Below are 25,525 nucleotides of genomic sequence, written 5' to 3'. Positions count from 1 at the left end.
ATTAATTCCTTATTTCTGTAAAAAGCTCACGTTGCTCTAGTATAGCAATACTTGTAAAGGGAATCAAAAGAGGGCCACCCTATTAAACAACTGAGCGGGAGAAAAGGTTCATTAAGGTCATTATCATTATCCGGACAAAAAAAGCAGAGGCGCAAAGTCCCCTGCATGGCTACAGTTTGAATCTGAGATGCTTCTGGTCCAGGCTGCAATCATGCCTCCGGTCACTATAGTCAGTTTGTCTGGAACAACTGGCGTGGAGCCCCTACCGCTCAGGATAGCCGCGCGCTGCCCAGTAATCTTTTAATCGAAAGGTTCGCTTCATGGAGCACGACTTCTTTGTCGATGGTCTTCAGCCGCCCTGTGTGCATAAGAATCTCACCGTCAACCATCGTTGTCTCCACATCGGCACGGGTGCCCGAGTAGACAATCCGCGAGATCGGGTCTACATCATAGGAGGGGAAGGTATGGAAATTATAGAGATTAAGGATAGCCAGATCTGCCTTCTTGCCGACCTCGATACTGCCGATCTGATCCTCCATCCCGACCGCCTTCGCCCCCCCGATGGTCGCCATCCGAAAGACGCTCCGGGCATCCATCGTAGTCGGGCCATGCGCGGGCTTCTGGATGACTGCTGCCAGACGCATCTCGTTGAACATATCCAGGTTATTGTTGCAGGGCGCGCCGTCTGCACCCAGGCTGAGGTGAATATGGTCATGTAACATACCAGGCGTATCAGCAATGCCGGAGGCCAGCTTGAGGTTCGAGCCCGGACAGTGGCTGACATGAACACCGCGGTCCCGCAGAATCCGCTTTTCCTGCTCATCCAGCCAGACACAGTGAGCCAGAATCAGACGTTCATTAGCCAGCCCCAGGTGATCCAGGTAAACGACATTGCGCATACCGGTCATCGCCTGCACAAGCTCGATCTCTCCCAAATTCTCGGAAGCATGGGTATGCACCTTCACCCCGTAACGGGCCGAGAGGCTCTGCACCTCCCGCAGCAGCGGCTCCGTACAGGAAATGACAAACCGCGGGGAAAAAGCATACTGAATCCGGCCGTTCGCGTATCCGTTCCATTTCTCCAGCAGATCCACACTCTCCTGCAGCGAAGCCGCCGTCTCCTCCTGCAGGGCCGCCGGTGCATCGGGGTTCTTCCGGTCCATCATGACCTTCCCTGACAAGGCGCGGATACCGCTCTTCGCAATCGCCTGGAAAGCATAATCCGTATGATGTACCGTCTCCATATCCACGATGGTCGTTGTGCCGCTGGTGATTAATTCCCCAATGCCCAGCATGGCAGAATAGTACAGTGACTCCTCGTCATGCGCCGCCTCCAGCGGCCAGATCCGCTTGCGCAGCCAGTCCATCAGCTCCAGATCATCCCCTTTGCCGCGAAACAGCGTCTGGCACAGATGAATATGCGTCTGGATGAAGCCGGGGATGACCGTCCGGTTCTTGGCGTCTATGACTAGCTCATCCTCATCCCCATTCACTTCAAGGCCGGTGCCAATCTCCACAATCAGATCGCCCTTGATGCGGATATCACCGTATATAATGTCCTCCTGCTTGTTCATCGTAATAATCTCCGCATGCTTGATCAGGATATTCGCCATTGTCTTCTCCCCCTAGTCTTGTTGATATCCGGCTGCCTGTAACACAAAAAGGCCACAAAAATATGCCTCAGCATATTTTCGTAGCCAGAAATTTACGGTTCCCGGTAGAGACCCTTAAACCAATTATTAAGGATATACGAAAAGGACTATTCAATTACTTATGAATAATCCCATCATAATTCAAAGACAACTTTCATGTCAATAAGAGTTATTAAAGCTAACATTATTATTCGATAAAGTGAGTTTAGGGCATGAATCAACATTTTCACAATAGAAAATCAGACTTCAATGTGATGTTAACTGACTTTAGCAGAAATTATCTCTCCATATTATCTGGCAGCACCTTCTCAAACACCGGAAAAGCAGCGGTACGGCCGGGAAAACAAATCTCGCCTCTCTGCGAATACCCGAGCGAAGGATACAGCTTAAGCACCCTGTCATTCTTCGCATATGTATCAAGCCGGATGCTTCTATACCCGCTGCTGCGGGCGAATTCCTCGGCAAAGGCGATCAGCCGCCGGGCAATCCCTCTGCCCTGAATCTCGGGATGTACTGCGAGCCGGTGCATGATCAGATGCGGCCCCTGCTGCTGTTCCCATTCAATGCCTGCATATTGCTCCGCCTGGTTCTCATCCAGCACAAGAATCCCGGCAATCGCCTCATGCTCCAGGCAGACAAATAAGGTTCCCTTACCGATATCTTCACTAATGACTTCCCGGTTAGGGTACCCTTCATCCCATTGATCGCTTCCGCCTGCCTGCATAACTTGTACACATTCGGCAATCAGATTCATAATCTCCTGGATTTCCTCACTCCGCGCTCTTCGTATCTCATTACCCATCATGTGTGTTCCCCGCTTTCCTGCCTGAATAGTGACCCCGGTAAAGATTCTGTTAAGAAGTCTACCATATCCGGCCGGAAATTCCGAGAGCCCGCCTTATCCCAAAGTTCCCCATGTGCTATAGGGGCGGCGCAATATGCGCCAGCCCCTATATAACCGCAGCCCTGGTCCGCTGCTGTTCCTGCGGCTCTGTCAGCCAAGCTCCAGCTTATGCCCGTCCTCGAAGCCCTTGGCGAAACCGGCGTCGAACCCCACGTTGTATGCTTCGGTGTAGCCCTGCTGATAGGCGTCTCCCGGCGGCAGTTCCGGCGGGACGCCCAGCTCCGGGGGGAGCGGAATCACCTGCGGCACCAATGGTGTTTCGATTGCCGGTATGACCTGCACAGCGCGCACCCTGCGTAACCGGCGGCGGAGCCTTCTTTTTTTGCGCAGCTGCAGGGATTTCTTCCCCGGCTTACCGGGCAGACCCTTGCGCGATTTGCGTCCGGGACCTTTGCGTATCCGTGTCTTCCGCGACAGCAGCGGTCTGCGTCTCTTGCCCTTGCCCGTGGAACCAAGCTTGCCCAGTCTCTTTCTCTTCATCATCTACGCCTCCTGTACTTCATCTACTTCTGGCGGTCCCCTCTGAGCAGACCTTGCTCAGCCAGGGGGCTGCAGGCACTCCTTCTTTGGGCTCATGCAGCGAAATACCGGATATCATCCGGCACATCGAACTCTGGTACCCGCTAAGAATCCTGATATTGTCGCTCAGCTTGCGGGCTGTCAGCTCCGATTGCCCCGTCACTTCAGCAATACTCTCGAGGATGGCTGCAAGCGCTGCCTGGCTGCGGGCGATCGAGCGGATCATCTCCAGCTTGACGGCGTGTTCGGAGAGCAGCCCGCCGCTCATTTGCTGTCGTCCCCGAAGCTGAAGCCCTCGCCATCCCCGCCGAAATCGCCGCCCTCGTCTTCCCCGCTGCCCAGCACCGCCTTCAGATTGCTGTACAGCCCGTTCTCCAGCTTCGTCAGCCCCTCTACCATTTCCACGATTACCTCGTGAATAGAGATGGATTCCTTCAACTGGTCTTCGTGGGAGTCGAACGCTCTAGCGTGGATATGATGATGGGTCCACTGCTTCACTTTTTCCGCTTCCACCGCTTTGGCCTCGAGAATCATCGCGATGTTCCACTGGATGGCAGCGGTCGACTCCAGCATTTGCAGATATGCCTTTTCTCTGCTCATCCTCCGCCTCCTTGCTCAGGTTACACGTTACCCTTACTCTTCTTCCTGACCGTTTAATTCCTTGATGACCCTGCCTACTCCCTCAGCCATCGCCTCTTCAAGATCAGCAAGTGCATTGAGATAAGCAATGATATTTTTGTTGACTTGGCCTGAGCTTTCCACCAGCCCACTGAATCCGCCGAAATCAGGGTCCGCATCCGGCAGATCGTGAACTATTTGCGACATACGGACGGCTACGTGGCGTTCGGCGTCGAGAATCCGTGCCATTTGTTCGTGCGTATGGGCCATGTGCTGCAGGACTTTTGTAATTTTACTCTGCACCTTCATGTCTCCTTTGCTCAAACGCCCTGCTACAGCATATGCGGCATCCGCCTTGACGGTGCCGGAGAAGCGCCGCAAGTTGGGCTGGGACATGCCGCAAGATGACCATTAATTTCAACGTTCGAATCCCCGTGTCAACTTCCGCTTCAAGGTACGGAGAAGGCTGCAAGCTGGAGCATATTGACAAGGAACAGGACGGCAGACTATGCTTGGCTGAAAACACATCCTAATGGTGTATGTCCGCATCTATGTACCCGGATTAGAACTGGAGGCAATCTATGAAACTTACAGGTGAACACCTGGACCTATCTCCTCTGAGCGCACCCGAGCTGGCGTTAGCCTTAGCGGATTACGCCGGGCTGGAGCAGGCGCTGGGCCTGAACGTGACGGCAACCGCAACCCTCATGGACGATGAAGAGATGCGCTATGCGATGCGGGTCAGGCATGCGAAGGTACTACAGGATGAAGAGAATTACTGCTGGCTGACCATGTGGGCCATCATCCACCGGGAGCAGCGGCAGCTCATCGGCTTCCTGATTCTCAAAGGCCGCCCGAACGAGCAAGGAGAGGTCATCGTTGGTTATGTCCTGGACGAGAGATACTGGGGCCAGGGCTATGCCACAGAAGCGCTGCGGCAGATCACCGCCTGGATCTTCAGCCATCCCGGCGCACGCTGGGTCATTGCAGATACCGAGAAGGACAACCTCGCCTCCCACCGTGTCCTGCAGCACCTGGGTGCGGAGCTGTACCGCGAGACCGAGGATTTGTTCTGGTGGAGAATCGCTCGGCCAGCAAGCAGCAGATCGTAATGAGTTGGGTGGCTGCCAAGCTGGGGCGATAAGCTGCGGATGATAAGTTAGTGGCGGTATGCCGGCGGCGGGATTCAGGGGTATTAGTGCTCCTAAAAAAAAGCCGCCCCTCAGGGCAGCGTATCTCTCAGCTTATCTCCGGCTTCGCGCAGAGACTGGAAGGTTCCCGCGTCGCTCCACCAGCCTTGCAGCACATCATAGCTTAGCTTGCGCTCTACGGCATACAGGTTGTTCACGTCGGTAATCTCCAGCTCGCCCCTTCTGGAAGGCGAAATCCGGCGGATGATATCGAATACGGCTTCATCGTACATATATATGCCTGTAACACAGAATTTTGTTTTCGGCTGCTCCGGCTTCTCTTCAATGTAAGCTATCAGGGAGGCATCAGCGCTGTCAAACACCGGAACCCCGTATCTGCGCGCATCCTCCACAGGCTTGAGGAGCACCTTCGCTGTCCCCGCCGGCTGCTGCAGATAGCTCTTCACGTAAGGCTCCAGACTATCCTTGAACAGATTATCCCCCAGTAGTACGACAAACCGTTCCCCCGGCAGGATGAATCCTTCCGCCAGCTCCAGCGCTTCCGCGATGCCGCCTGCCGCCTCCTGGATTTTGTAAGTCAGGGATACGCCGAATTCCGCACCGCTGCCCAAAAAGTCAGTGTACTGTCCTGCGGACTGTTTGCTGATGACCAGGAGAATATCGGTGATCCCCCCCTGGCGCAACCGCTCAATCCCGTAGCACACCATAGGGTATTTGCCGACCGGAAGCAAATGTTTGTTCATCAGCCGGGTGAGCGGGTATAGCCTTGTTCCTGTTCCGCCTGCCAGTATGACTCCTTTCACTTACGTTCCTCCTCTTTCTCTACGTCTTTTGCCTTCGGCCAGCGGCCTCAGATGAACTGCGCCGGGTCCACTTGCCATTTCTCTATAAAAAACCTGCGGTTGCGCTCCACCAGCTCCTGTAATGAGGCGGAATAGACCTCCTTGAAGCTGGCGCTGCCTTCATGATGAACCAGGCAATCTCCGGCAATCAGCAGCCGGTATCCCTGCAGCCGGGCACGGTAGCAGTAATCGTCATCCTCATAATGGCCCGGCGAGAATCGTTCATCGAGCAGACCGATCGCGTCCATAAGCTGTCTTTTGAATAAAAAGCACAGACCTACAAGCCTTCGAGTCTCCACCCACTTCGCTGCATCAGGAATATTGGCCCGGAGTGCCTCGGCATGGAACCCTGCAATATCGGTATAGCCGGTCTGTACCTGCTGCCGTCCGCTTGCATAATTCGTCACCGGTCCGACAATTCCTATATCGGAGGCACTGTACAAAGCGCTCTTCAGATTATCCAGCCAGCCTTGCGACACAATGACGTCATTGTTCAGCAGCAGCAGCTCCTCCCCCGCAGCCAGCTGCAGCCCAATATTGCAGGCCAGCGGAAAACCGCGGTTCTCCGGGAGGGAAATGAACGTCAGCTTGCTGGCACGGCAATAGGCTTCGGTACCATCATCCGAGGCATTGTCCACTACAATAATCTCATAGGCTGACCGGGTATGCGCTCTGATCGATTCGACGCAGGAACGCAGCAGCCCAAGCCTGTTATACGTAGGAATAATAATGCTCGTCATTGTCATAACGCGTTCCTCCAGGCGGCAATCTGCCGGCGGTGCTCCAGCAAATTATCGGCCGACAGCTGCCCGCTGCTCTGCTGGTGGGCAATCACACAGACCAGGGCTTCCGCGTGATCACCGGCAATCAGCTGCTCCATGGCATTCCCGGCTCCCGTGTTCCCCTGTCGCAGCCGGTTTTGCTTGATCACATTCACCCCTCCGGCCTTCTCCACCCGCAGGCGGCCCAGAATAGAGAGCGCCAGCGCCCGAGGCGGCACCATCAGCTCGCGGTAGCCGATTCTCTCCAGCGCCCGGCGGGATAAGGCATGCGGAACCGCCGTCATGGAGCTTGCTCCAAGATCAGGGCGGCCCAGAACCTGATTCAGGTAGAGCTTGCAGCGGGTAACCGCATCACTTAGCCCGAAGGGCGGCAGCAGCGGATCAAGGTCATTGAGCGCCACATCCACCCCCCGGTCCACCGCAGCCACAAAAGAGGACAGCTGCCCGGCGGAGATCACCATATCGCCGTCCAGAAACAACAGGATATCTCCCCGGCTAAGCTTGGCACCAAGAGAACGTCCCACATCATGTCCGGCAGATTCCGGAATGTACACTATACTTGCCTGAGTACATAGCCGGGTCCGCTGAAAGCTGCGGTCATTACATCCATTGAGCACAACAATAATTTCTTGCGGCTTCAGGCGTTCCACCTGCTCCAACAGCTTCGGCAACGTCTGCTCCTCATTCCTGGCCGAGATAATGACCGACAGCGAACCCTGCGATGCCGGCAGGGACAGGCCCCGCCGCCCGGAAGCGGGCTTCCGCTTGGACCGGGCGAGGCCAGAGCCCGCCGCCGCAGGCTTGTTGCGGCGCTTCGCGGACCGCCGCTTAGCCGCGCCTCCACGCACTACTGTGCTGCGTCTGGCGGCGCGGCCTGTAGAGCCGCTGCTTCCAGGCGCAGTACGCCCCGCTGAAGACCGGCCGCTGACGGATACTTCCCGCGCTCCCATCATCTCACCATCTCCCTTCGCCGGATGCCGTCCCCGAAGCCTGCCCGGCCGCCCTTGCGTTCCAGCACCATTGCTACAGCATCCAGGTGGTCTCTGAGGATAGCCTCCTGCAGAAGATCACTGCCGCTGTGCTTCCGGCGGACCGCATTCATCCTGCCCACAGGCACGTTATGCACCGCCGTCACAACCAGGCCCTCCAGTACCGCCTGCGCATGTGCGAGCGGCGGCCTCGACAGCAGACCGCTGCCCAGGACATCCAGCGCCCTGCGGCTAATCGCATGAGGAACGGCGGTCAAGGAGCAGCCCTTCAGCTCAGACCTTCCGAGCAGAAGATTCAGCACATGCTTGGATAACACCACCGGATGCGGAAATCTGCTGCGGACCGGGCCGGAATAATCATTCAAGGCCAGATCCGCTCCGCCGCTGACCGCGTTCACGAAGGGACGCAGCTGCGAGGCGGGGATCACCAGATCCCCGTCTGTGAACAGCAGAACCGCTCCCTTCGCCGCCTCCGCACCTACGCTTCGCCCGACATCGTGTCCGAGCGGCTGTTCATACACAATTACGTTAGCTCCGCAGGAGCGCGCAATATCTGCGGTCTGATCCGCAGAACCGTTAACAATCACAATAACCTCACAGCGGGGATGAACGCCTCTGGCTCCGGCAATCACTGCGGCAATCGTCGCCGCCTCATTCATGGCCGGAATAATAACCGACACCTCAGGCTGCGGATGATTCACCGCAGGCGGCAGTACAGCAGGCCGTACCGGCCTTGCCACCGGCCGCCGTGCTGTCCGGGTTGCCCGCCGCCCCGTGCGGCGGGCAGATGCTCCTTTTCTTTTCATGCTCATCCACCTTCCTTCACAGGGCTGCTCCCGGGCTGAGGGTTACACCATAGTCTATGTATCCCGCCACCCCCGGTAACGGCAAGTGTCTCCCTGAGCGCAGATAATTGGACAAATGCCGCTATGCACCTCCACCCGGCAATAGGCCGCCACAGGAGAGCGCTTACAGGAGGAGGAACACTTCCGATCATCAGCAACAGGAGTATATTAAAGCAGCCACAACACTTCTCCCGGCCTCCCTGCTTACAATTAGCAGAAATGAATAGCGTGAAGCCTATAAATGCTGGCGTAATCATGCACAAAAGGCGCAACCCACGGCTGCGCCTCATGTACAATCTATTCTGCCCTGAATCAATCAAAAGCACGATGCTCCACAGCAGGTTTGACCAGCGGAGTACCGAGCGCAATCCACGACAGCACGCCATAGAAATGCTGGGTCTCGCGCAGCCGTACCACCTCAACCGTCGCTCCTCCGCCCGTTCTGTTCTTAAGCGAGGCATGGAAGTACGGCTGGTTAGCCATGGCAACCAGCACATAGCCGGTATGGCCGAAGCTCTCGTCAAAAGAAACCGTCACCTCCACACTCTCCGCCTCACCATTGAACATGAACGCCGTCATGCCGAACTGCTGCAAAACATCGCGGTTCCCGACACTCTGCACCGGATGGAAGGACAGATGCTCCGCATTGACTGATCCGGGCGCCAGATGATCCCCGTTCACTGCACCCTGAGCAATATGATGGCTCTGAATGCTGTCTTCTTCCAGATGCCGGGACTGGACGGCAAAGGGAGCGATTTTGGAAGCCTTCACCGCCTCATCCTGCAGTTCAGAGCTTCCTACCGCACCTTCAGCCAGATGGCCGGTGCCGACGCTGTGAATCGCAAGCTTCGCTCCGTTCACACTATGGTCCGGGAGCAGCTCGGAGGTCAGCGCATCCCCGGCCAGATGCTCAAGGCCTATACTACCAGGACGGATATGGCGTCCGTCAACGATTCCGGGAGCCAGATGGCCTCCGTAAATGCTGCCCGGAGCCAGATGATTAGGCCCCACCGCTCCTGGCGCCAGCTTGCTGCCGTCTATACTGCCCTCACCCAGCAGCTCGGAGGTCAGCGTGTTCTCGGCCAGATGCTCACGCCGGATGCTGCCCGTGCGGAGATGGCTGCTATCCACTGAATCAGGCGCCAGATGATCTCCGTTCACTACACCCTGAGCAATATGATGACTCTGGATGCTGTCTTCTTCCAGATGACGGGACTGGATGGCAAAGGAAGAGATTTTGGCAGCCTTCACCGCCTCGTCCTGCAGCTCAGTGCTGCCTACCGCACCTTCAACCAGATGCCCGGTGCCGACGCTGTGAAGCGCAAGCTTCTCTCCGGTAACACTATGGTCCGGGAGCAGCTCGGAGGTCAGCGCATCCCCGGCCAGATGCTCGAGGCCTATACTACCAGGACGGATATGGCGTCCGTCAACGATTCCGGGAGCCAGATGGCCTCCGCAGATACTGCCCTGAGCCAGATGATTAGAGCCCACCGCTCCTGGCGCAAGCTTACTGCCGTCTATGCTGCCCTCACCCAGCAGCTCGGAGGTCAGCGTATTCTCGGCCAGATGCTCACGCTGGATGCTGCCCGCGCGGAGATGGCTGCTATCCACTGAATCAGGCGCCAGATGATCCCCGCTTATCGCATTCTGAACAATGTGGTAGCTCTGCACGCTGTCTTCTTCCAGATGCCGGGACTGAATGGCAAAGGAAGAGATTTTGGAACCATCCACCGCCTCATCCTGAAGCTCTGAGCTTCCCACTGCCCCTTCCGCCAGATGCCTGGTTCCAATGCTGTGAGGAGCAACCTTCCCCCCTGTAATACTGTCATCCTGCAAAAGCTCAGAGGTCCGGGCATCCTGGGCCAGATGCTCCAGGCCGATGCTGCCGGGACGGATATGACAGCTATCCACGGCTTCAGGCGCCAGGTGACCTCCGTAGATGCTGCCGGAAGCCAAATGGATAGAGCCCACAGAACCTGCGGCCAGCTTGCTTCCACTAATACTGCCATCCGGCAGCAGCTCCGCACTTCTGGTTTCCTCCGCGAGATGCGCCAGCCGGATAATTCCCGGCCCCAAATGGCGATCCCGGATTACTCCGCCTGCAAGGTGTTCTGCGTTCACGCTCTGCGGCTGGAGATGCTGCGAACCCACTGCGCCTTCAACCAGCTTGCTTCCACCTATACTGCCATCCGGCAGCAGCTCTGCACTTCTGGTTTCCTCCGCGAGATGCGCCAGCCGGATAATTCCTGAGCCCAAGTGATGCTCCTGGATGGCTCTACCGGCAAGATGCTCTGCGTCCACGCTCTGCGGCTGAAGATGCTGCGAATCCACTGCGCCTTCGGCCAGCTTGCTTCCGCCTATACTGCCATCCGGCAGCAGCTCCGCACTTCTGGTTTCCTCCGCGAGATGCGCCAGCCGGATAATTCCTGAGCCCAAATGACGCTCCTGAATTACTCTGTCTGCAAGATGCTCTGCGTCCACGCTCTGCGGCTGGAGATGCTGCGAATCCACTGCGCCTTCAGCCAGCTTGATTCCACCTATACTGCCATCCGGCAGCAGCTCCGCACTCCTCGTTTCCTCAGCCAAATGCGTCAGCCGGATAATCCCCGCCCCGAGATGACGCTCCTGAATTACTCCGCCAGCAAGATGCTCTGCGTCCACACTCTGCGGCTGGAGATGCTGCGAATCCACTGCGCCTTCAGCCAGCTTGCTTCCGCCTATGCAGCCATCCGGCAGCAGGTCTGCGCCCCGCGTATCGGAAGCCAGATGACTGAGCTGAATGCTGCCGGCGCGGATATGCCGGCTGCTTACTGCATCCGCAGCCAGGTGGCCGCCATACACACTGCCTGCAGCCAAATGGAAGGCCCCTACCACTCCTGCCCCCAGCTTGCTGCCTGCGATGCTGCCATCCGGCAGAAGATCCGCGCTGCGCGTCTCTTTGGCCAGATGGGCCAGCGTAATCTCTCCGGCACCGATATGCCGGGCTTCCACCGCTGCCTGCGCCAAATGAACGGCCTGAACACTCGCTTCAGCCAAGTGAACTGACTCTACAGCACCCGCTGCCAGCTTCTCTGCACCAATGCTTCCGTCGGGCAGTAGGTCCGCACTGCGGACCTCATCTGCCAGATGCGCCAGGCTAATGCCTCCATCTGCGAGATGCCGCCCTTCCACTGAGGCCTCAGCCAGCTCGCTTCCGCCTACACTGCCAGGAGTGAGATGACGGGAAGCTACCGCCCCCTCGGCCAGCTTGGTGCCGCTGATGCTGCCATCCTGAATCTGGATCGATGAGACAGAGCTTGGAATAAGATGTCCGTTGCCGATCGACATCGGCCGGATATGTGCTCCGCCCACGCTGCCAGCCGCCAAATGTCTGCCTTGCACAGACGTATCCTTAAGCGAATCCGGGCCGACCGCGCCTGCCGACAGATGCTCAGTCTGCACTGCTGAGGCTGCCAGCTTCTCCGCGCTTACACTGCCGTCCGCCAGCTTAATTGAAGTGACGGCCAGATCACCGAGTTTATCCGTTGAGACACTCTCCGGCGATAGCTTCAGCGAAGTGACGGCATAGTCGGCCAAATGATGCGGCTGTACAATCGCAGCAGTGAGATGGGCCTCCTTGACGGCACCGGAGGACAGCTTATCTGCCGTTACCGAACCGGATTGCAGCGCGGATGAAGTCACACTGCTGTCTCCCAAATGCCGGCGTTCGATGGCGCCGGATGCCAGATGACTGGCGTCTACAGCCTCCTCCTGCAGCACCCGCCCGCTGATGCTGCCATCCGCCAGGTGCTTCTCCTCCACGGCGCAGACCGCAATATGCTCACCGCTGACCGCTTCTTTTGCCAGAATCGTACTCCCGACCGCGCCCATGGCCAGCTTGGCGGTAATGATGCTGCCGTCCGCCAGCTTGGCTGCGGTAATACTCTGGGGGCTAATATGCTCTCCTGTAACGGATTCATACCCCAGTTGTTCTTCCGTAACTGCCCCTTTGGCCAGATGGCCGGTCAGGACGGAATGCTCCTGCAGCTGGGCAGAGCCTACAGATTCTGCAGCCAGATGAGAATTATCCACGGCTTCGCGCTGCAGATGAGCCGAAGTGACAGCCTGCGCGGCAATCTGCGCACTGCGCACAGCAGATTTCGCAATATGGCGCGTCATCACGGCTTCGTCAGCCAGCTTATGGGCGAGAATGCTCTGATCCGCAATTTTGGAAGAGGTGACCGCCTGCTCTATCAGCTGTGCAGTTCCTACCGCGCCGTCCGCCAGCTTCACAAAAGAAATGCTGCGGTCCGCCAGATGACGGCTGCCAACTTCACCTTCGGCAATATGGTCGGCATGGATGCTCTCCGGGTTAATGTGCTGGCTGCGGATAGCTTTCGCCGCGATCTGCCGGGACCCGGTTGCCCCATCTGCGAGATGCCCGCTCTCAATAATACCGGGCTGAAGCTGCTCCTTGCCGATCAGGCGCGCCGCCAGCTGTTCCCGTCCAATGGCACCCGGGGCCAGATGCCTCGCGGTAATGACGCCTTCCCCCACATGACGGCTCTCGATCACTGCATCACCCAGCTTGACACCGCTGATCTCGCCATCGGCGATTTTGTCGGCGGACACCGCTTCGTCAGCCAGCTTAGAGCGGTCAATACTGCCGTTACTGAGATGGCGGCTGTCAATACTGCTGCTGAGAATCTTCTCACCAGTCACTGCCCCATCATCCAGCAGCTCCGCTGTGATAATGAACTCACTGAGATGCCGGCTGCTGATGGCACCATCGGCAATATGTCCTCCGCTGATCATCCGGTCTGCCAGCTTCTCCGGACCGACGCTGCCATCCTTCAGCTTCTCGCCGCCGATGGAGTGATCCAGCAGCTTGCCCCCGCTGACACTGCTCTCCGCCAGATGCTCACCGGTAACGGACTCCGGCGCTATCTTCGAGGAGGTAACCGCCCGATCCGCAAGGTTGATGCTCTGCACTGCATAGTCCTGCAGCCAGGGTGTGCCGATGATGCCATGCTTTAGCCTGGACCCGTCAATGGTCCGTGGAGCAATCTTGGCACCGGTGACGGCGCCATCGGACAGATCATCGGTGTATACGGGCTGCAGGCGTTCTTTTTCCGGTGGAGCTGTTACCTCCGCTTCTAGCAGGGCAGCAGGGCCTTCCTGCTGGCGCTCCTCTTCCGTCACCGTTCCCTGATTCCCCTCCGGTGCAGGCACAGTCTGCTGGAGCGGCGCGGTCACTTCCAGCATCTCCACCCCGCTCACCTGCAGGGCAAGGTCTTCCCCCTCTGCCACTTCCACCCATTCCAGTTCCTGGTTTTTTTGTGTTTTGGGACTGCTGTCCAACATGCTAAGTTCGGTCGTATCGGGATTATCCACGTAATAGAGCGGTCTTTTGGAACTGCGCTGCTGTTTTCGTTTGGGACTCTTCACAAGCAGTCTCCTCCTTCCATCTATTGTATCTTCTAGGCATCATATGCAGCAGCATGGGCGGATGACACCCTTCCCCTAGCCGGTAATCCAATCTTCTCCTTTCAAAAAAGGGCATCTGCCGCCGCGCATCCGTCCAACCCTTACGGGCACGTACATACATACAATGACAGGAGACATAAAAACAGCCGGGAAGTACTTCAAGATAACAGGAGGAACGAACATGGGGCAAAAGCTCGTTGGGATACTGCTAAATGCCGCTATGCACGGGGGCGTTCCCCGGTTAAAAACCGGACAGGAATCTCTGGCCAACTATGAAGAGGCCGCCGCTGCATACGGATTAACCCCTTGCTTTGTGAAGCTGTCCGACATCGACGTAGCGTCCGGCTTCAGCAGTGTCTATATGAAGAAAGGTCTGCAAGGCTACCGCAGACAAATCGTCCCTACGCCGGAGGTCATCCACAACCGGGCAATCTATGATCCCCGCAGCACTGGCGTCGAGCGCCTGCTCCGGCAGGGAATTCAGGTCTATAACAGCTGCAACCGCTACGGCAAGGATCAGATTCACGGCCTGCTGGAGCGCAGCCGCGAACTGCAAGCTTATCTGCCGGTCACTGCAAGCGGACTCTCCGGCCTGAGGGAGATGATGAACCGCTACCCGGATCTGATCCTCAAGCCTTGCCGGGGCAGCGTGGGTAACGGCGTGATGCGGCTCTCCCGCAGCGGCGAAGGGCGCTGGCTCTGGAGCTACTCTCTCTCTGGCTCAAGACGCAAGGTTAGCAGATCCGTTAACCCGGACGCCCTTCCCCGGGTCCTCCGCGCCCGGCTCTCTTCTGTGCCCTATCTGGCCCAGGAACGGATTCCGCTGGCCGAGATTAACGGACGCCCCTTTGACCTGCGTGTTACGGTACAGCGGGGCTGGGGCGGAGCGTGGCAGGTCACCGGCCTGTTCGCCAAGCTCGCCGCTCCAGGCGGCTTTGTATCGAACATTGCCAGAGGAGGCGAAGCCCTGAAATCCTCTTTTGCGCTGGAGCAGGCATTCCCTGGAGAAGAGGCAGCCAGAATCCGTATGTCCGTCCTCTCACTCAGTCTCGCCCTCGCCCGTGAGCTGGAGAAGAGTCTGCCGGGGCTGGCCGATATCGGTCTGGACATCGGTGTCACGAAGCACGGACATCTGTATTTCATTGAATGCAACGGGCGCGACCAGCGTTACGGCTTCCAGAAGGCCGGACTGCGCGGGGTATGGAAAGACAGCTACCGCCAGCCTATGGGCTATGCCAGATATCTGTACGAAGAAGCATTAAGAATGAACTCTTATTGATTTGTCTCCTATTCTATGTCAATATAATGCAGAGCGGGTGGAGTCCCTTGGCACAGGATAACACTGCTGCATGATGGAAGGGAGATGGGCATGGTTAAACAATTGCTGCGGCTGATGACCGAGCTATCCTCGCACAGATGGCTTTCCAGGTTGATGGGGGCTTTATCCCACAGCAGACTCAGCCGCCTTATGATTCCGGTATTTATTCGTTCCTATCAGATTCCTGCCGCCGAGGCGGAGAAGGCTGCCGGAGAATACCGTACACTGAATGAATTCTTCAGCCGCCGCCTGAAGCCGGGGATGCGCCCGGTGGCCAGCGGTGAGCATGCCGTAGCCAGTCCTGTAGACGCGATGATTACGGCAATGGGCGAAATCAACTGCGGCACGATAATGAATGTGAAGGGGCAGGATTATACGCTGGAGGATTTGCTTAATCACTCGCCACACCTCGAACTGTACAAGAAAGGCTATTATTTCGTCCTCTACTTAAGCCCTACCGATTATCACCGGATTCACTCCCCGTTAACCGGACAGCTGAGGGAGAGCGATTATATCCGCGGACGGGCTTACCCCGTGAATGATTTCGGCATGCGCCATATGAAGAGTGTCCTGAGCCGTAACGAACGGCTGATTACTTATATAGCCGGCAGCTATGGCGAGACCGCCGTGGTCAAGGTAGGCGCAATGAATGTGAGCAGTATCCGCTACACCGATGAGGCAGCCAGAGAATGGCAGCGCGGCGACGACCTGGCATATTTCGAATTCGGTTCCACGGTAGTCCTGCTGATGGAGAGCGGCACCTTCACCCCGCGCCCCGGGCTTGCCCCGGATACGAAGGTGAAGATGGGCGAGCTGCTGGGAGAGATGCGGCGGCCGGTGTAACACAATCTATTCAAAAAGGACTTCAGGCTGTTTCTGCCTAAAGTCCTTTTAATATGCAGATATTTCATGGTTATTTAGCATTCCTTTTTAGGTTTATAGCTTACATTATGATAGATTTCATCCAATGATTTGAGATGACACTCATTTATGCCTATGTATGCTTCATTTGGGTAAAGTCAACTTCATGCCATGCGTAGCCAAGGAGAATTGGTGGAATATATACTGGTCTACCCCATTCGTATTTCAAATCCAGCATAAGTTCTCCCAGCCATAATTCTCCCTTTTCATCATATTGCATTTTCCATTTGCCGCTGGCAACCGCTTTTCCCTGCTCCATAAGAATGCGAGCTTCATCATAAGAAAACTCAGTCCCTTTACTGTGCTCAATAGAATCAAGGGCTGCTTGATAATTCCGTTTCTGTTCTTCTTCTTTTTCTGAAGTAAAAGCTGAATCGTAAACCTCTGAGAAATCCAAGCCCTTAAGGCCGTGAAGTTCTACAAGGTCTTTAAATGCTTCAGTTACGAAAACTTGGACGACAGCTGTTTCCTTGATTTTAAACATATAGGTTTTTTCAGGTATTTTTGAAAAATCAAAAACAAATTTAATAAATCGCGCAAAGTTTCCTTTCCCAGTAAGCTTAATTTCTGAGCGGTTATAGTCAACACAATCAATGACATTGGTGATGTTAAGCATAAACAAATTTAATTCAGGATGAGCTAACGGAAGAATTTCAACTTCTTCCGCAATAATTGGAAATAAAATATCCTTTACCTTCTCCGATACAATTGGTTGTCCAGATAAGTATCTTGGAAAATCATTGTATTTCCTTTTATTGTTAGTGTACAAGAGCGGTGGCGTCCACATCGGCATTTTAGATTGCCCTTTAAATTTCAACTCTATAGGATGCTCTGCACTCACAGACTTGTCCAGCATTAAATCGCTGGAATCTTCATTGGATCTTAAGCTATATACTTTCGTTTTTCTCCCCCCATATCGTTGCATTGCATAGTTTGTACTCATTAGTACGCAATTTCCCCTTGTTGTAGTGAAGGGTAGTTATGAAGCTTACTTGTAGGCATAGTTGATCCCAATTCCATGATACCAAAAAAAGGAGTATCCCAACGCCATTAAATGGCTGGAATACTCCCTTTATCATCCTCTATGCTAAGCTGGGCGCAGCGCCGCTCCGGTTACTCCGTAACCTTACTCTGATTCGCCACCTCGCGGGCTTTCTGCTGCACCTCTTCCGGTTCGCCGAGGTAGAAGCGGCTGATCGGCTTCACATCGTCGTCGAGCTTGTAGACCAGCGGAACGCCGGTAGGGATATTGAGATCCAGCAGCGCGGTCTCGTCGATATCCTCCATATACTTGATCAAGGCCCGCAGCGTGTTGCCGTGCGCCGAGATCAGGACCCGCTCCTTCTTGCGGATCAGCGGCACAATCCGGTTGGTCCAGAAATCTCCGACCCGGTGCACGGTATCCTCCAGGCTCTCGCCGCGCGGGATGTCACCCGGACGCACTTCCTTGTAGCGGATATCATGTCTGGCATAACGCGGATCATCCGGCTCCAGCATCGGAGGGCGGACCGAGAGGCTGCGCCGCCAGATATGGAGCTGCTCCTCACCGTATTGAAGTGCGGTTTCACTTTTGCTGAGGCCCTGCAATGCACCGTAATGGCGCTCATTAAGCTTCCAGGATTTCTGCACCGGAATCCACAGCAGATCCATCTCATCCAGGATATAGTTCAGCGTCTTAATGGAACGCTTCAGCACAGAGGCGAATGCCAGGTCAAAGGTATATCCCGCATCCTTCAGCAGCTTGCCCGCCTTCTTCGCCTCTTCAACACCCTTCTCCGTCAGATCAGGATCACTCCAGCCCGTAAACAGATTCTGCCGGTTGTATTCACTCTCTCCATGCCGTATCAGGACTATTTCGTACATAAGTATTCTCCTTCTCCCGTGTATATTTTGTTGCGCTTTCCTTTATTTTGTCACAGCGCAGTGTCCGCTTCAACTTCATGCCTGCCTTGCGGACTGGAGAGCCGCTATTTCAGTGATTCTGCCAGATCACGCAGGGCAAGCGGACTCAGATGCTCTTAAGTTAGCCCATACGCCTCCATTTCGGCCCCAATCAGCCTGATAACGGCTCCTGAGTCCGCAGCAGGGGGAATAAGTGACTTTTTCACAAAATAAGGCCCTCACGGTCCGCATAGCACGGATGGCACACATGGCACGCATAGCACATACGGCACATCTAGCACCCGTAGCATACACAGCACACATAGCACGGATGGCGCACATAGCACATATAGCACATCTAGCACCCGAAGCACCTATAACACACTCAGCACGATACACTCCACCGCTTCAGCGAATCTCCGACGGGCTCTTCCCGGTATGCTGCTTGAATTGGCGGCTGAAAAAGAAGATGTCCCTGTAGCCAAGCGCATCCGCCACCTCTGTGACGTTCATGCCCGCATACAGCAGCAGATGCTGAGCCCGTTCGATCCGTGCGCGAATCACATAGGACTGGACCGAGGAGCCGGTGATCTCCTTGAACTTGATCGAGAAATAGCGAGGGGACAGCCCTGCACGGGCGGCCAGATCCTCTACCCGGTGCGCCGCCCCGGGATGCTGGCTGACATAGTTGGCGACCTCGTGGATCACCTCCGCCAGCTGGTTGCTGACATGGCGCTCGACCGGCCTTGCCTGATCCTGCCGCAGCAGATGAATCATGAGCTGCTTCAGAATCAGACGGCCCTCCTCCTCCGCAGCGTAGGTCTGCACCAGGAACAGCCGGACATAACGGGCCAGCAGATGCTCGAATTCCACCGTCTCACTTAGCTCGTGGTAGAACGCCGGCACCTCGGTCACCTCTTCGGCAACATCGAAATGAATATATGTAAGCACAAGCGGCTTTTGCGGATTATGTGTGGCGCTGGTATAATCCCCCGGGCGGAACAGGAAGCAGCTTCCCTTCCCTACCTGATAGGGCACTCCTCCGCGCACAACAGTCCCCTCCCCGCTCCAGACGTAGAATAAATCGTAATTTTGCAGCGGCTTCTCTCTTTTTTGCCACTTCCAGCCCGGTTCACAGACAATCTTCGCCAGAGCCGGGAGGATTACAAAAGAGGATGGCGATGCATGCAGCATATGATTCCCTCCTATAGATATAGCGTAAGCTTACTTTTCATAATACCTTGTCCGGTTCCCATTTGTACATCTTCTGGGCTGCGCATGGGGACGGGACGCCGCTTCGTTTCCAAAACTATTTATGAAAACGCAGCATTCCTAAGTGACGGGGGCAATCCACGGTGTTATAATGTTAGGCAATGTTAGCGTATATATCCCAGAAGAATACCGGAAGGATGAAACTGATGAATCCACTGGCTGGACAATTGAATGACAGCATCAAGGCAGGCAATGAACATGTATTCGATATGCTCTCGAGTCTCGGTAAAGCGATCTATTTTCCCAAAGAGGGGATTCTGAGCCAATCCGCAGAGGCAACGGCTCATGCTAAAAAGTATAACGCCACCATCGGAATCGCTACGGAGAACGGGTTGCCGATGCACCTTGGTGTGATCCAGGATAAACTCTCCGCCTACAGTCCCAAAGACCTCTATGGCTACGCGCCTCCAGCAGGCAAGCCGGAGCTGCGCTCCGTATGGCGGGAGAAGATGCTGCGTGAGAATCCGTCGCTTGAAGGCAAGTCCTTCAGCAATCCTGTCGTAACGAATGCGCTGACCCACGGGCTTAGCATCGTTGCCGATCTGTTCGCAGAGCCAGGGGATGCCGTTATTTATCCGGACAAAAACTGGGAGAACTACGAGCTGACCTTCGGCATCCGCCGCCAGACCGAAACCGTGAATTACCCGCTCTTCACGGAGGACATGAGCTTCAACAGCGAAGGGCTGCTGGATGCCCTGCTGGCCCAGAAGGACCGCGGCAAAGCCATCGTCCTCCTTAACTTCCCGAATAATCCAACCGGATATACGCCAGGCCTTGCAGAAGGCGAAGCCATTGTTGCCGCTATCCTGCGTGCTGCCGAAGAAGGCGTTAATGTGGTAGTGGTCAGCGATGACGCTTATTTCGGACTTTTTTTCGAGGATTCACTCAAGGAATCCCTGTTCGGCAAGCTGGCGAATCTGCATCCGCGCGTGCTGGCGGTCAAGATTGACGGAGCCACCAAAGAAGAATTCGTCTGGGGCTTCCGCGTCGGCTTCATCACCTACGCTTCGGAGAACAAGGAGCTGCTGGCTGCGCTGGAACAAAAAACCCTGGGCATTATCCGGGCCACCATCTCCAGCGGCGCGCATCCGTCGCAGACCTTCGTACTGGACGCGCTGAAGGCGCCGGAATTCTCAGCCCAGAAGGAAGAGAAATTCCTCATCATGAAAGGCCGGGCCAACAAAGTGAAGGCGCTGCTGGACAGCGGAAAATACGGCGATGATGTATGGACGTATTATCCGTTCAACTCCGGGTACTTCATGTGCCTGAAGCTCTTTACCGTCTCTGCGGAGGATCTGCGGCTTCATCTGATTCACACCTACGGCCTGGGCACCATCGCCCTTGGCGAGAGCGACCTGCGCATTGCCTTTTCCTGTATCGAGGAGGATCAGCTGGAAGATCTGTTCGATCTGGTCTATGCGGGCATCCGTGATTTGGAGAAGGCCTGATCATCCGCCTTTGCATACCTGCGTCAGCCCCGGAAGGCCGGGGCTGATTTTTTTTGCCCGGTGCTACGGCATTGGCCTATACACGTTCTGCCCTCCGCACATACAATACGATGTACTCAAGTACAACAACTCACACGCGAAAGGGGAATGAACATGAGCGAAGAAGTTAGAGGCGGATACGGATACGGCGGCGGGTTCACAAGCACTGGAGCGATTCTGGTTCTCTTTATCCTGCTGGTCATCATCAGCCGTTCACTCTTTGTCTAACAGGGAGTGAGTCCCCTGGAGGGAGCTGCGTGCTCTCTCCGATCCACGTGTTATAGCATTCCCTGCTCCACCTGATATGAAGAGGGGATTCCCTTTTATACATTCTTTCCTTCTGAAAATGGCCTCAGACTCCGCATCTGCGAGAGTCTGAGGCCATTTGTGTTAAGCACACCCGCTTGCGGGTACGCCTTGTCGGCTGCTGCAATCTGTTCTACAGGTCGTCTTCATCCATACGCGCTTCCTTGCGAGTGGAGTACGCCTTGAACAGATACGCCAGCAGGAATCCGCAGGCGAAGGTCGCCAGCACTTCCAGCGGGCGCTGCCCTGCCTGAAGCAGGAGCGGCAATCCGGTCAGCAGCGCCAGGACCAGATGGGCCCGGAATACAAACTGGATCGTTCCCTTGCCCTTGCTGCCCTCCGGCAGCGGGTAGACGGTCAGCCAGAACGATTCGCTGTGCAGCTTGCGCAGCGCCGTCAGCTGAATGCCCATCAGGAAGAGGAAGAATACATAGATGCCAATGCCGAGATAGCCGTCCTTCATCATCCACACCAGGAACAGATCCAGCACAGCCATCCGCAGGACGATGCCGAAGACGTCACCCCGGGCGAAGCTTTTGGTCAAGAGGAACCGGTAGGCTGAATCCCGCTGCCAACTCAGCCCGCTGCCCCAACGCGACAGATAACGGCGGGCATAGACCCGCTGCTCGCGTCCCGGAACATCGACGAACCAGCCGAGGACCATCAGCGCCCGGGTCCCCTGGTTCTTCTCCATGGTGATCAGGCGTTCCCACGGAACAGCATGCCGTCCGGGAACGGCCAGCGCGGCCGCATAGGCTGCGGCCAGAATCAGGATGAAGATCAGGGCGCGCATGGACGGCTGCCATAGCCATGCCCCGACCATTAGACCGCCGACCGCCCAGCGCAGCAGGTTATAGCCTGCCGCAGCGGGGCGGGAGAGCATCGCCGTCTCCCGCCATAACCCGTAGCTGGATAACAGCTTGACCAGAATCAGCACCAGCAGGGTACCCAGTAGCCCCCGGGGAGACTCCTCGGTGCGTATGTACAGCGGCCATAATGTAATGAGGATAAAGGCCAGTCGCAGAATCTTCCACACATTGCCGCTGACCCAGGACGGGGCGAAATACTCTCTCATCCGGTGGCCCTGCGGCAGCAGGAAGATCGTATCCGGGGTCTGCAGATATGTCCGGAAGCTGCTGTGTACCGCCGCGGGCACCAGCAGGACGAACATAATCCAGCGGATCGGTATGCCAGGCGGAATATCGCGCAACAGCGCTGTGTACCAGGCGGAGAAAATAATCAGCACCAGCAGGAACACCATGGCGACACCGCTCTGTATGATATATCCCATATAAGGGACAAGGCTTCCTGTGAACCGGCTGCGCCGCTGCCGGCGCAGCTCCTTCAAATCCATATCATTTCCCTCCCTGAACCAGCTCGTAGAACAGCTGCTCCAAATTCAAGCCCTGCCGCCCGGCCTTCGCGGTCATCTCGGCGAGGGTTCCCTCCGCGATCACCTTACCGCCGTGCAGCACAATGAACCGGTCACAATAGTTCTCGATCGTGGAGAGGATATGCGAGCTGAGCAGAATTGAAGCTCCGGACTTCTTCAGGTCCAGCATGAAATCCAGCAGGGAGCGGATACCCAGCGGGTCAAGGCCGAGGAACGGCTCGTCGATGACATACAGGGCCGGGCGCGCTACGAACGCGCACATAATCATCACCTTCTGCTTCATACCTTTGGACAGATGGGAGGACAAGGTATCCATCTTGTCCTCCATATTGAAGAGTGCAGCCAGCTGGCTGGTGCGTGATTCATAATCACTGCGTTCCACGCCATACGCTCTGGCAGTGAATTCCACATGCTCACGAACCGTCATTTCCTCATAGAGCAGAGGGGACTCCGGCACGAAGGACAACGCACTGTGGTAGCTCTCGGGATCGCTGCTGCGCGTCTTCCCTTGTACCGTAATCTCACCCTTATGCGGGGACATCAGCCCCAGGATATGCTTCATGGTGGTGCTTTTGCCCGCACCGTTCAGTCCGATTAACCCAACCATCTCACCGGGCTGCACCTGCAGGCCGATGTCATGCAGCACCGGCTTGTTCAGGCTGTAGCCTCCGCTGAGGCCCGTAATTTCCAATACGGGAGCTGTATTCATTGACCGTCACCTCTCGGGGTTTTGTTCTTGAGCCATTTCGGGGCTCCCTTATTCTTGCGGTTCTGCTCCCGCTCCGCCTGGCTGCGGGCCTTGCCCCCGGGCCCCGCCGCGCTGCGCGTGCCGGCGCTCACTCCCGGCCGGTGCTGCTCGCGCCGCGCCGTAACGCCACTGCCGCCAGCCGCTGCGCCCGGCTGGCCTGCCGGCGCGTCGCCGCCCGTCCCTCCGGCTGCTGTTCCAGCCGCCGAGGTCCGCACCTGCGGCTTGCCGGTGCGCGCTGCAATGCCGCCGCGCGGTTCAGCCCCTTCGCGGCGGGCGTTCCCGCCCCCGCCGCCTAAATCACTGCGCTCGCCTTCCGCCAGCGCCTTCCCAAACGCCATGGCCCGCTCGTCCAGCTGGATATCCAGCTCGCGGGCGAATTTGCGCATGATGAACGTCTGCTGCTCCGTAACGATCGTTACGGATAAGCCGCGTTTGCCCATGCGCCCGGTACGTCCGGCACGGTGGACATAGTGCTCGGAGTCAAAGGCCGGATCGAAGCTGACGACAAGCGTCAGATTCTCAATGTCCAGGCCCCGTGCCGCTACGTCACTGGCGACCAGCACCTTGAGCTTGCCGTCCCGGAAGCGGGTCAGCACGTTTGCGCGCGTCACCTTGTCAGCATCTCCATAGAGCGCAGCAGCCGGAAGCCCCAGATGGTTCAGCTTCGCAGTCACTTCAGCGATGTCTTCCGTAGCGTTCACGAACACAATGGCCCGGTCCGGCTTGTAGTGGCGGATGACCCGGCGCAGCATATCGATCTTGTTCCGCTCCTCGCACACCACATAGTGATGCTCCAGGCTCGCTGCGGTCATCATCTCCGGATCAATGCCCACCTCCGCCGGATTCTTCATTTCCCGGTTTGCCAGCAGACGGGTCTCCGGTCCAATGGTGGCTGACAGCATGACCAGCTGCCGCGTACGCAGCGCACTGCTGACGATCTTCGTCACTTCGCCTGCACCGCTAAGCTGGAACATCTGATCTGCCTCATCGAGAATAATCGTGCTCACCTCGTGCATCTTGAGCTTGCGCAGCCCGATCAGCTCACGTATGCGTCCCGGGGTGCCTACCACCAGATGCGGATGCTCCCGCAGCTTGTCAATCTGGCGCTTGATCGCCGCCCCGCCGATCAGCCCCATGGCCCGGATGCCCCGGTGTGCCCCGTAGCGCTCCGCTTCACGGAGAATTTGCATCGCCAGCTCCTGGGTTGGGGCCAGCACCAGCTTTTGCACCGATTTCGAGTCCGGGTTAATCCCTTGCAGCAGCGGCAGCAGATAAGCCAGTGTCTTGCCTGTTCCTGTCTGGGATGCGGCCAGAACATCTCTTCCTTCCAGCAGAAGCGGGATCGTCTGCTCCTGTACAGGGGATGGTTCAGTGATGCCGAATTCAGACAATCGGGCAGCAAGGTCTTCCTGGATGCCGATAGCCGCAAAAGAAGGTTTATTCATAATAGGGTTTCATCCTTTTCACTTAAGATAATATGTTCATTATATGCCAAAAAGGCCTCTCCACCAAATGGAAGGCCATAAAATCTAAGTTGGGGCCGTATTTAACACGGTCATACCATCCTGTATACCAAAGGGGGACAAGCCGTTCACGCCACAGACGGTAACTATGAACTATACTTCTCTGGTCATTTTCTGTTCATCAGGTTATAGGTCAGCTTGTCTGCCAGCCGCGGAAACAGGCCATAGAGCCGGATGCCGAAGCCTGCCAGACCGGGCAGATCCACTTCCTCTTTGCGCTTGTCCATCAGCTTGACGATCTTCGCGGACACATGCTGCGGCGTCATCATGATCCGGCTTACGCTTCTTTCATAATTGCCTGAAGGGTCGGCGGTCTTGAAGAATTCGGTGGCGATAGGTCCAGGGTTCACAGCCGAGACAATAATACCGCTCTTGCGAAGCTCCTGGCGGAGCGCATTGGTGAAGCCGAGAACGGCATGCTTGGTGGCCGTGTAGGACACTGAGCGTGCGGTTCCGATTTTGCCGGCCATGGAAGCCACATTCACGATCTGACCGCTGCCGCGTGTAAGCATATGAGGAACGACAGCCTTGGTGCAGCGCACAATTCCCATATAGTTAACATCCATCATGTCGGCGAACTCTTCAGACTCCATCTCTGTAAAAGCCGCAAACTTGCCGTAACCGGCATTATTGAGCAGAATGTCAATTCTGCCGTATTGCTCCAGGATCTCCGCAAAGGTATGCTTAACTGCCGTTTCATCGGTCACATCACAGACGAACAGCCCATGCTCCCCCTGAATACCCGCCGCAACAGCCTGCAGCTTGTCCCTGGACCTGGCCAGCAGAACGGGAACCGCCCCACGCTCGCTGAGCATCTGTGCCGTAAGCGCTCCAATCCCGCTGGAAGCTCCTGTAATCACCACAATCTTGCCTTGTACTGCCATGGAATAGGTTCAACTCCCGATTAT

At 56.4% G+C, this 25,525-nt stretch carries 23 protein-coding genes and 1 riboswitch; of the genes, 5 read left to right on the top strand and 18 right to left on the bottom strand.

Annotation, left to right across the window (positions count from 1 at the left end; translation table 11 throughout):
- Nucleotides 1-269: 269 nt before the first annotated feature.
- The 6 genes from MKY64_RS00875 to MKY64_RS00850 all read right to left on the bottom strand — a co-directional run bounded on the left by MKY64_RS00875 (nucleotide 270) and on the right by MKY64_RS00850 (nucleotide 4,002).
- On the bottom strand, nucleotides 270-1,613 hold the full coding sequence (locus MKY64_RS00875; protein ID WP_339311414.1) for a 5'-deoxyadenosine deaminase: 1,344 nt from the start codon (nucleotides 1,611-1,613) through the stop codon (nucleotides 270-272).
- Nucleotides 1,614-1,674: 61 nt separating this feature from the next.
- Nucleotides 1,675-1,773: riboswitch (purine riboswitch) on the bottom strand.
- Nucleotides 1,774-1,929: 156 nt separating this feature from the next.
- Nucleotides 1,930-2,457: a GNAT family N-acetyltransferase gene (locus tag MKY64_RS00870; protein ID WP_235191942.1), complete on the bottom strand. Its 528-nt coding sequence runs from the start codon at nucleotides 2,455-2,457 to the stop codon at nucleotides 1,930-1,932.
- Nucleotides 2,458-2,646: 189 nt separating this feature from the next.
- Entirely contained in the window at nucleotides 2,647-3,036 is a 390-nt protein-coding gene (locus MKY64_RS00865) for a hypothetical protein (protein ID WP_036727124.1), read from the bottom strand.
- Nucleotides 3,037-3,055: 19 nt separating this feature from the next.
- Nucleotides 3,056-3,343, bottom strand: coding sequence for a hypothetical protein (locus MKY64_RS00860; protein WP_036701531.1), 288 nt, complete (start codon nucleotides 3,341-3,343; stop codon nucleotides 3,056-3,058).
- Nucleotides 3,340-3,675 carry a hypothetical protein gene (locus tag MKY64_RS00855; protein ID WP_036727122.1) on the bottom strand — a complete coding sequence of 112 codons (336 nt, stop codon included), beginning with the start codon at nucleotides 3,673-3,675 and terminating at the stop codon, nucleotides 3,340-3,342. Before MKY64_RS00855 ends, MKY64_RS00860 begins: the two co-directional genes overlap by 4 nt.
- A gap of 33 nt (nucleotides 3,676-3,708) precedes the next feature.
- Nucleotides 3,709-4,002 (bottom strand): nucleoside-diphosphate sugar epimerase, encoded by a 294-nt coding sequence (locus MKY64_RS00850; protein WP_081751236.1) that lies wholly within the window; start codon nucleotides 4,000-4,002, stop codon nucleotides 3,709-3,711.
- A gap of 272 nt (nucleotides 4,003-4,274) precedes the next feature.
- On the opposite strand from MKY64_RS00850, the gene MKY64_RS00845 reads away from it, so the two are divergent.
- Nucleotides 4,275-4,805 carry a GNAT family N-acetyltransferase gene (locus tag MKY64_RS00845; protein WP_340950470.1) on the top strand — a complete coding sequence of 177 codons (531 nt, stop codon included), beginning with the start codon at nucleotides 4,275-4,277 and terminating at the stop codon, nucleotides 4,803-4,805.
- Between the two features lie 110 nt (nucleotides 4,806-4,915).
- Here MKY64_RS00845 and MKY64_RS00840 read toward each other — a convergent pair whose 3' ends face one another.
- The 5 genes from MKY64_RS00840 to MKY64_RS00820 form a co-directional block, all read right to left on the bottom strand.
- Entirely contained in the window at nucleotides 4,916-5,647 is a 732-nt protein-coding gene (locus tag MKY64_RS00840) for a sugar phosphate nucleotidyltransferase (RefSeq protein WP_036727118.1), read from the bottom strand.
- Between the two features lie 47 nt (nucleotides 5,648-5,694).
- Nucleotides 5,695-6,432 carry a glycosyltransferase family 2 protein gene (locus tag MKY64_RS00835; protein WP_036727116.1) on the bottom strand — a complete coding sequence of 246 codons (738 nt, stop codon included), beginning with the start codon at nucleotides 6,430-6,432 and terminating at the stop codon, nucleotides 5,695-5,697.
- Nucleotides 6,429-7,421 carry a glycosyltransferase family 2 protein gene (locus tag MKY64_RS00830; RefSeq protein WP_340950468.1) on the bottom strand — a complete coding sequence of 331 codons (993 nt, stop codon included), beginning with the start codon at nucleotides 7,419-7,421 and terminating at the stop codon, nucleotides 6,429-6,431. The genes MKY64_RS00835 and MKY64_RS00830 overlap by 4 nt, the downstream gene beginning before the upstream one ends.
- Nucleotides 7,418-8,263, bottom strand: coding sequence for a glycosyltransferase family 2 protein (locus MKY64_RS00825; RefSeq protein WP_340950466.1), 846 nt, complete (start codon nucleotides 8,261-8,263; stop codon nucleotides 7,418-7,420). Before MKY64_RS00825 ends, MKY64_RS00830 begins: the two co-directional genes overlap by 4 nt.
- A gap of 351 nt (nucleotides 8,264-8,614) precedes the next feature.
- The gene (locus MKY64_RS00820) at nucleotides 8,615-13,729 is read right to left on the bottom strand and encodes a WIAG-tail domain (protein ID WP_340950465.1); all 5,115 of its coding nucleotides are present in this window, start codon (nucleotides 13,727-13,729) and stop codon (nucleotides 8,615-8,617) included.
- 220 nt (nucleotides 13,730-13,949) lie between these two features.
- Here MKY64_RS00820 and MKY64_RS00815 point away from each other — a divergent pair, with 220 nt between their 5' ends.
- Together MKY64_RS00815 and asd are read left to right on the top strand one after the other, a co-directional pair.
- Nucleotides 13,950-15,047 carry a YheC/YheD family endospore coat-associated protein gene (locus tag MKY64_RS00815; RefSeq protein ID WP_340950463.1) on the top strand — a complete coding sequence of 366 codons (1,098 nt, stop codon included), beginning with the start codon at nucleotides 13,950-13,952 and terminating at the stop codon, nucleotides 15,045-15,047.
- A 90-nt stretch (nucleotides 15,048-15,137) separates the two neighbouring features.
- Nucleotides 15,138-15,929 (top strand): archaetidylserine decarboxylase, encoded by a 792-nt coding sequence (gene asd / locus MKY64_RS00810; RefSeq protein ID WP_036727108.1) that lies wholly within the window; start codon nucleotides 15,138-15,140, stop codon nucleotides 15,927-15,929.
- 151 nt (nucleotides 15,930-16,080) lie between these two features.
- Here the strand turns inward: asd and MKY64_RS00805 are convergent, their stop codons facing one another.
- The 3 genes from MKY64_RS00805 to MKY64_RS00795 all read right to left on the bottom strand — a co-directional run bounded on the left by MKY64_RS00805 (nucleotide 16,081) and on the right by MKY64_RS00795 (nucleotide 19,082).
- Nucleotides 16,081-16,950, bottom strand: a complete 870-nt coding sequence (locus tag MKY64_RS00805; RefSeq protein ID WP_340950462.1) for an imm11 family protein — start codon at nucleotides 16,948-16,950, stop codon at nucleotides 16,081-16,083.
- Between the two features lie 170 nt (nucleotides 16,951-17,120).
- Nucleotides 17,121-17,870, bottom strand: coding sequence for a 2,3-diphosphoglycerate-dependent phosphoglycerate mutase (gene gpmA / locus MKY64_RS00800; RefSeq protein WP_036727105.1), 750 nt, complete (start codon nucleotides 17,868-17,870; stop codon nucleotides 17,121-17,123).
- Nucleotides 17,871-18,296: 426 nt separating this feature from the next.
- Nucleotides 18,297-19,082 (bottom strand): helix-turn-helix domain-containing protein, encoded by a 786-nt coding sequence (locus tag MKY64_RS00795; protein WP_036727103.1) that lies wholly within the window; start codon nucleotides 19,080-19,082, stop codon nucleotides 18,297-18,299.
- A 224-nt stretch (nucleotides 19,083-19,306) separates the two neighbouring features.
- Between MKY64_RS00795 and MKY64_RS00790 the strand changes: the two genes are divergently transcribed.
- Together MKY64_RS00790 and MKY64_RS00785 are read left to right on the top strand one after the other, a co-directional pair.
- Nucleotides 19,307-20,608 carry an aminotransferase class I/II-fold pyridoxal phosphate-dependent enzyme gene (locus MKY64_RS00790; RefSeq protein WP_340950461.1) on the top strand — a complete coding sequence of 434 codons (1,302 nt, stop codon included), beginning with the start codon at nucleotides 19,307-19,309 and terminating at the stop codon, nucleotides 20,606-20,608.
- 153 nt (nucleotides 20,609-20,761) lie between these two features.
- Nucleotides 20,762-20,875, top strand: a complete 114-nt coding sequence (locus MKY64_RS00785; protein WP_209875980.1) for a YjcZ family sporulation protein — start codon at nucleotides 20,762-20,764, stop codon at nucleotides 20,873-20,875.
- A 211-nt stretch (nucleotides 20,876-21,086) separates the two neighbouring features.
- Here MKY64_RS00785 and MKY64_RS00780 read toward each other — a convergent pair whose 3' ends face one another.
- The 4 genes from MKY64_RS00780 to MKY64_RS00765 all read right to left on the bottom strand — a co-directional run bounded on the left by MKY64_RS00780 (nucleotide 21,087) and on the right by MKY64_RS00765 (nucleotide 25,501).
- Nucleotides 21,087-22,307: an ABC transporter permease gene (locus MKY64_RS00780; protein ID WP_036727101.1), complete on the bottom strand. Its 1,221-nt coding sequence runs from the start codon at nucleotides 22,305-22,307 to the stop codon at nucleotides 21,087-21,089.
- A 1-nt stretch (nucleotide 22,308) separates the two neighbouring features.
- Nucleotides 22,309-23,055 (bottom strand): ABC transporter ATP-binding protein, encoded by a 747-nt coding sequence (locus MKY64_RS00775; protein ID WP_036701580.1) that lies wholly within the window; start codon nucleotides 23,053-23,055, stop codon nucleotides 22,309-22,311.
- On the bottom strand, nucleotides 23,052-24,539 hold the full coding sequence (locus MKY64_RS00770; protein WP_340950460.1) for a DEAD/DEAH box helicase: 1,488 nt from the start codon (nucleotides 24,537-24,539) through the stop codon (nucleotides 23,052-23,054). Before MKY64_RS00770 ends, MKY64_RS00775 begins: the two co-directional genes overlap by 4 nt.
- Before the next feature lie 185 nt (nucleotides 24,540-24,724).
- Nucleotides 24,725-25,501: an SDR family NAD(P)-dependent oxidoreductase gene (locus MKY64_RS00765; protein ID WP_340950459.1), complete on the bottom strand. Its 777-nt coding sequence runs from the start codon at nucleotides 25,499-25,501 to the stop codon at nucleotides 24,725-24,727.
- Nucleotides 25,502-25,525 lie beyond the last annotated feature (24 nt).

The sequence above is a fragment of the Paenibacillus sp. FSL R7-0210 genome (assembly GCF_038009085.1).
Lineage (GTDB): Bacteria > Bacillota > Bacilli > Paenibacillales > Paenibacillaceae > Paenibacillus_AQ > Paenibacillus_AQ silagei.
This window is presented reverse-complemented; position numbering and strand designations above follow the sequence as displayed.

Excerpts from the sequence above, each read along its gene's own strand:
- MKY64_RS00835 (WP_036727116.1), bottom strand. The coding sequence starts at position 6,432 with ATGACAATGACGAGCATTATTATTCCTACGTATAACAGGCTTGGGCTG.
- MKY64_RS00860 (WP_036701531.1), bottom strand. The coding sequence starts at position 3,343 with ATGAGCGGCGGGCTGCTCTCCGAACACGCCGTCAAGCTGGAGATGATC.
- MKY64_RS00780 (WP_036727101.1), bottom strand. The coding sequence starts at position 22,307 with ATGGATTTGAAGGAGCTGCGCCGGCAGCGGCGCAGCCGGTTCACAGGA.
- MKY64_RS00825 (WP_340950466.1), bottom strand. The coding sequence starts at position 8,263 with ATGAAAAGAAAAGGAGCATCTGCCCGCCGCACGGGGCGGCGGGCAACC.
- gpmA (WP_036727105.1), bottom strand. The coding sequence starts at position 17,870 with ATGTACGAAATAGTCCTGATACGGCATGGAGAGAGTGAATACAACCGG.
- MKY64_RS00765 (WP_340950459.1), bottom strand. The coding sequence starts at position 25,501 with ATGGCAGTACAAGGCAAGATTGTGGTGATTACAGGAGCTTCCAGCGGG.
- MKY64_RS00815 (WP_340950463.1), top strand. The coding sequence starts at position 13,950 with ATGGGGCAAAAGCTCGTTGGGATACTGCTAAATGCCGCTATGCACGGG.
- MKY64_RS00850 (WP_081751236.1), bottom strand. The coding sequence starts at position 4,002 with ATGAAGGTGCAGAGTAAAATTACAAAAGTCCTGCAGCACATGGCCCAT.
- MKY64_RS00855 (WP_036727122.1), bottom strand. The coding sequence starts at position 3,675 with ATGAGCAGAGAAAAGGCATATCTGCAAATGCTGGAGTCGACCGCTGCC.
- MKY64_RS00845 (WP_340950470.1), top strand. The coding sequence starts at position 4,275 with ATGAAACTTACAGGTGAACACCTGGACCTATCTCCTCTGAGCGCACCC.
- MKY64_RS00875 (WP_339311414.1), bottom strand. The coding sequence starts at position 1,613 with ATGGCGAATATCCTGATCAAGCATGCGGAGATTATTACGATGAACAAG.
- MKY64_RS00770 (WP_340950460.1), bottom strand. The coding sequence starts at position 24,539 with ATGAATAAACCTTCTTTTGCGGCTATCGGCATCCAGGAAGACCTTGCT.
- MKY64_RS00865 (WP_036727124.1), bottom strand. The coding sequence starts at position 3,036 with ATGAAGAGAAAGAGACTGGGCAAGCTTGGTTCCACGGGCAAGGGCAAG.
- MKY64_RS00790 (WP_340950461.1), top strand. The coding sequence starts at position 19,307 with ATGAATCCACTGGCTGGACAATTGAATGACAGCATCAAGGCAGGCAAT.
- MKY64_RS00795 (WP_036727103.1), bottom strand. The coding sequence starts at position 19,082 with ATGCTGCATGCATCGCCATCCTCTTTTGTAATCCTCCCGGCTCTGGCG.
- asd (WP_036727108.1), top strand. The coding sequence starts at position 15,138 with ATGGTTAAACAATTGCTGCGGCTGATGACCGAGCTATCCTCGCACAGA.
- MKY64_RS00775 (WP_036701580.1), bottom strand. The coding sequence starts at position 23,055 with ATGAATACAGCTCCCGTATTGGAAATTACGGGCCTCAGCGGAGGCTAC.
- MKY64_RS00830 (WP_340950468.1), bottom strand. The coding sequence starts at position 7,421 with ATGATGGGAGCGCGGGAAGTATCCGTCAGCGGCCGGTCTTCAGCGGGG.
- MKY64_RS00870 (WP_235191942.1), bottom strand. The coding sequence starts at position 2,457 with ATGATGGGTAATGAGATACGAAGAGCGCGGAGTGAGGAAATCCAGGAG.
- MKY64_RS00785 (WP_209875980.1), top strand. The coding sequence starts at position 20,762 with ATGAGCGAAGAAGTTAGAGGCGGATACGGATACGGCGGCGGGTTCACA.
- MKY64_RS00805 (WP_340950462.1), bottom strand. The coding sequence starts at position 16,950 with ATGAGTACAAACTATGCAATGCAACGATATGGGGGGAGAAAAACGAAA.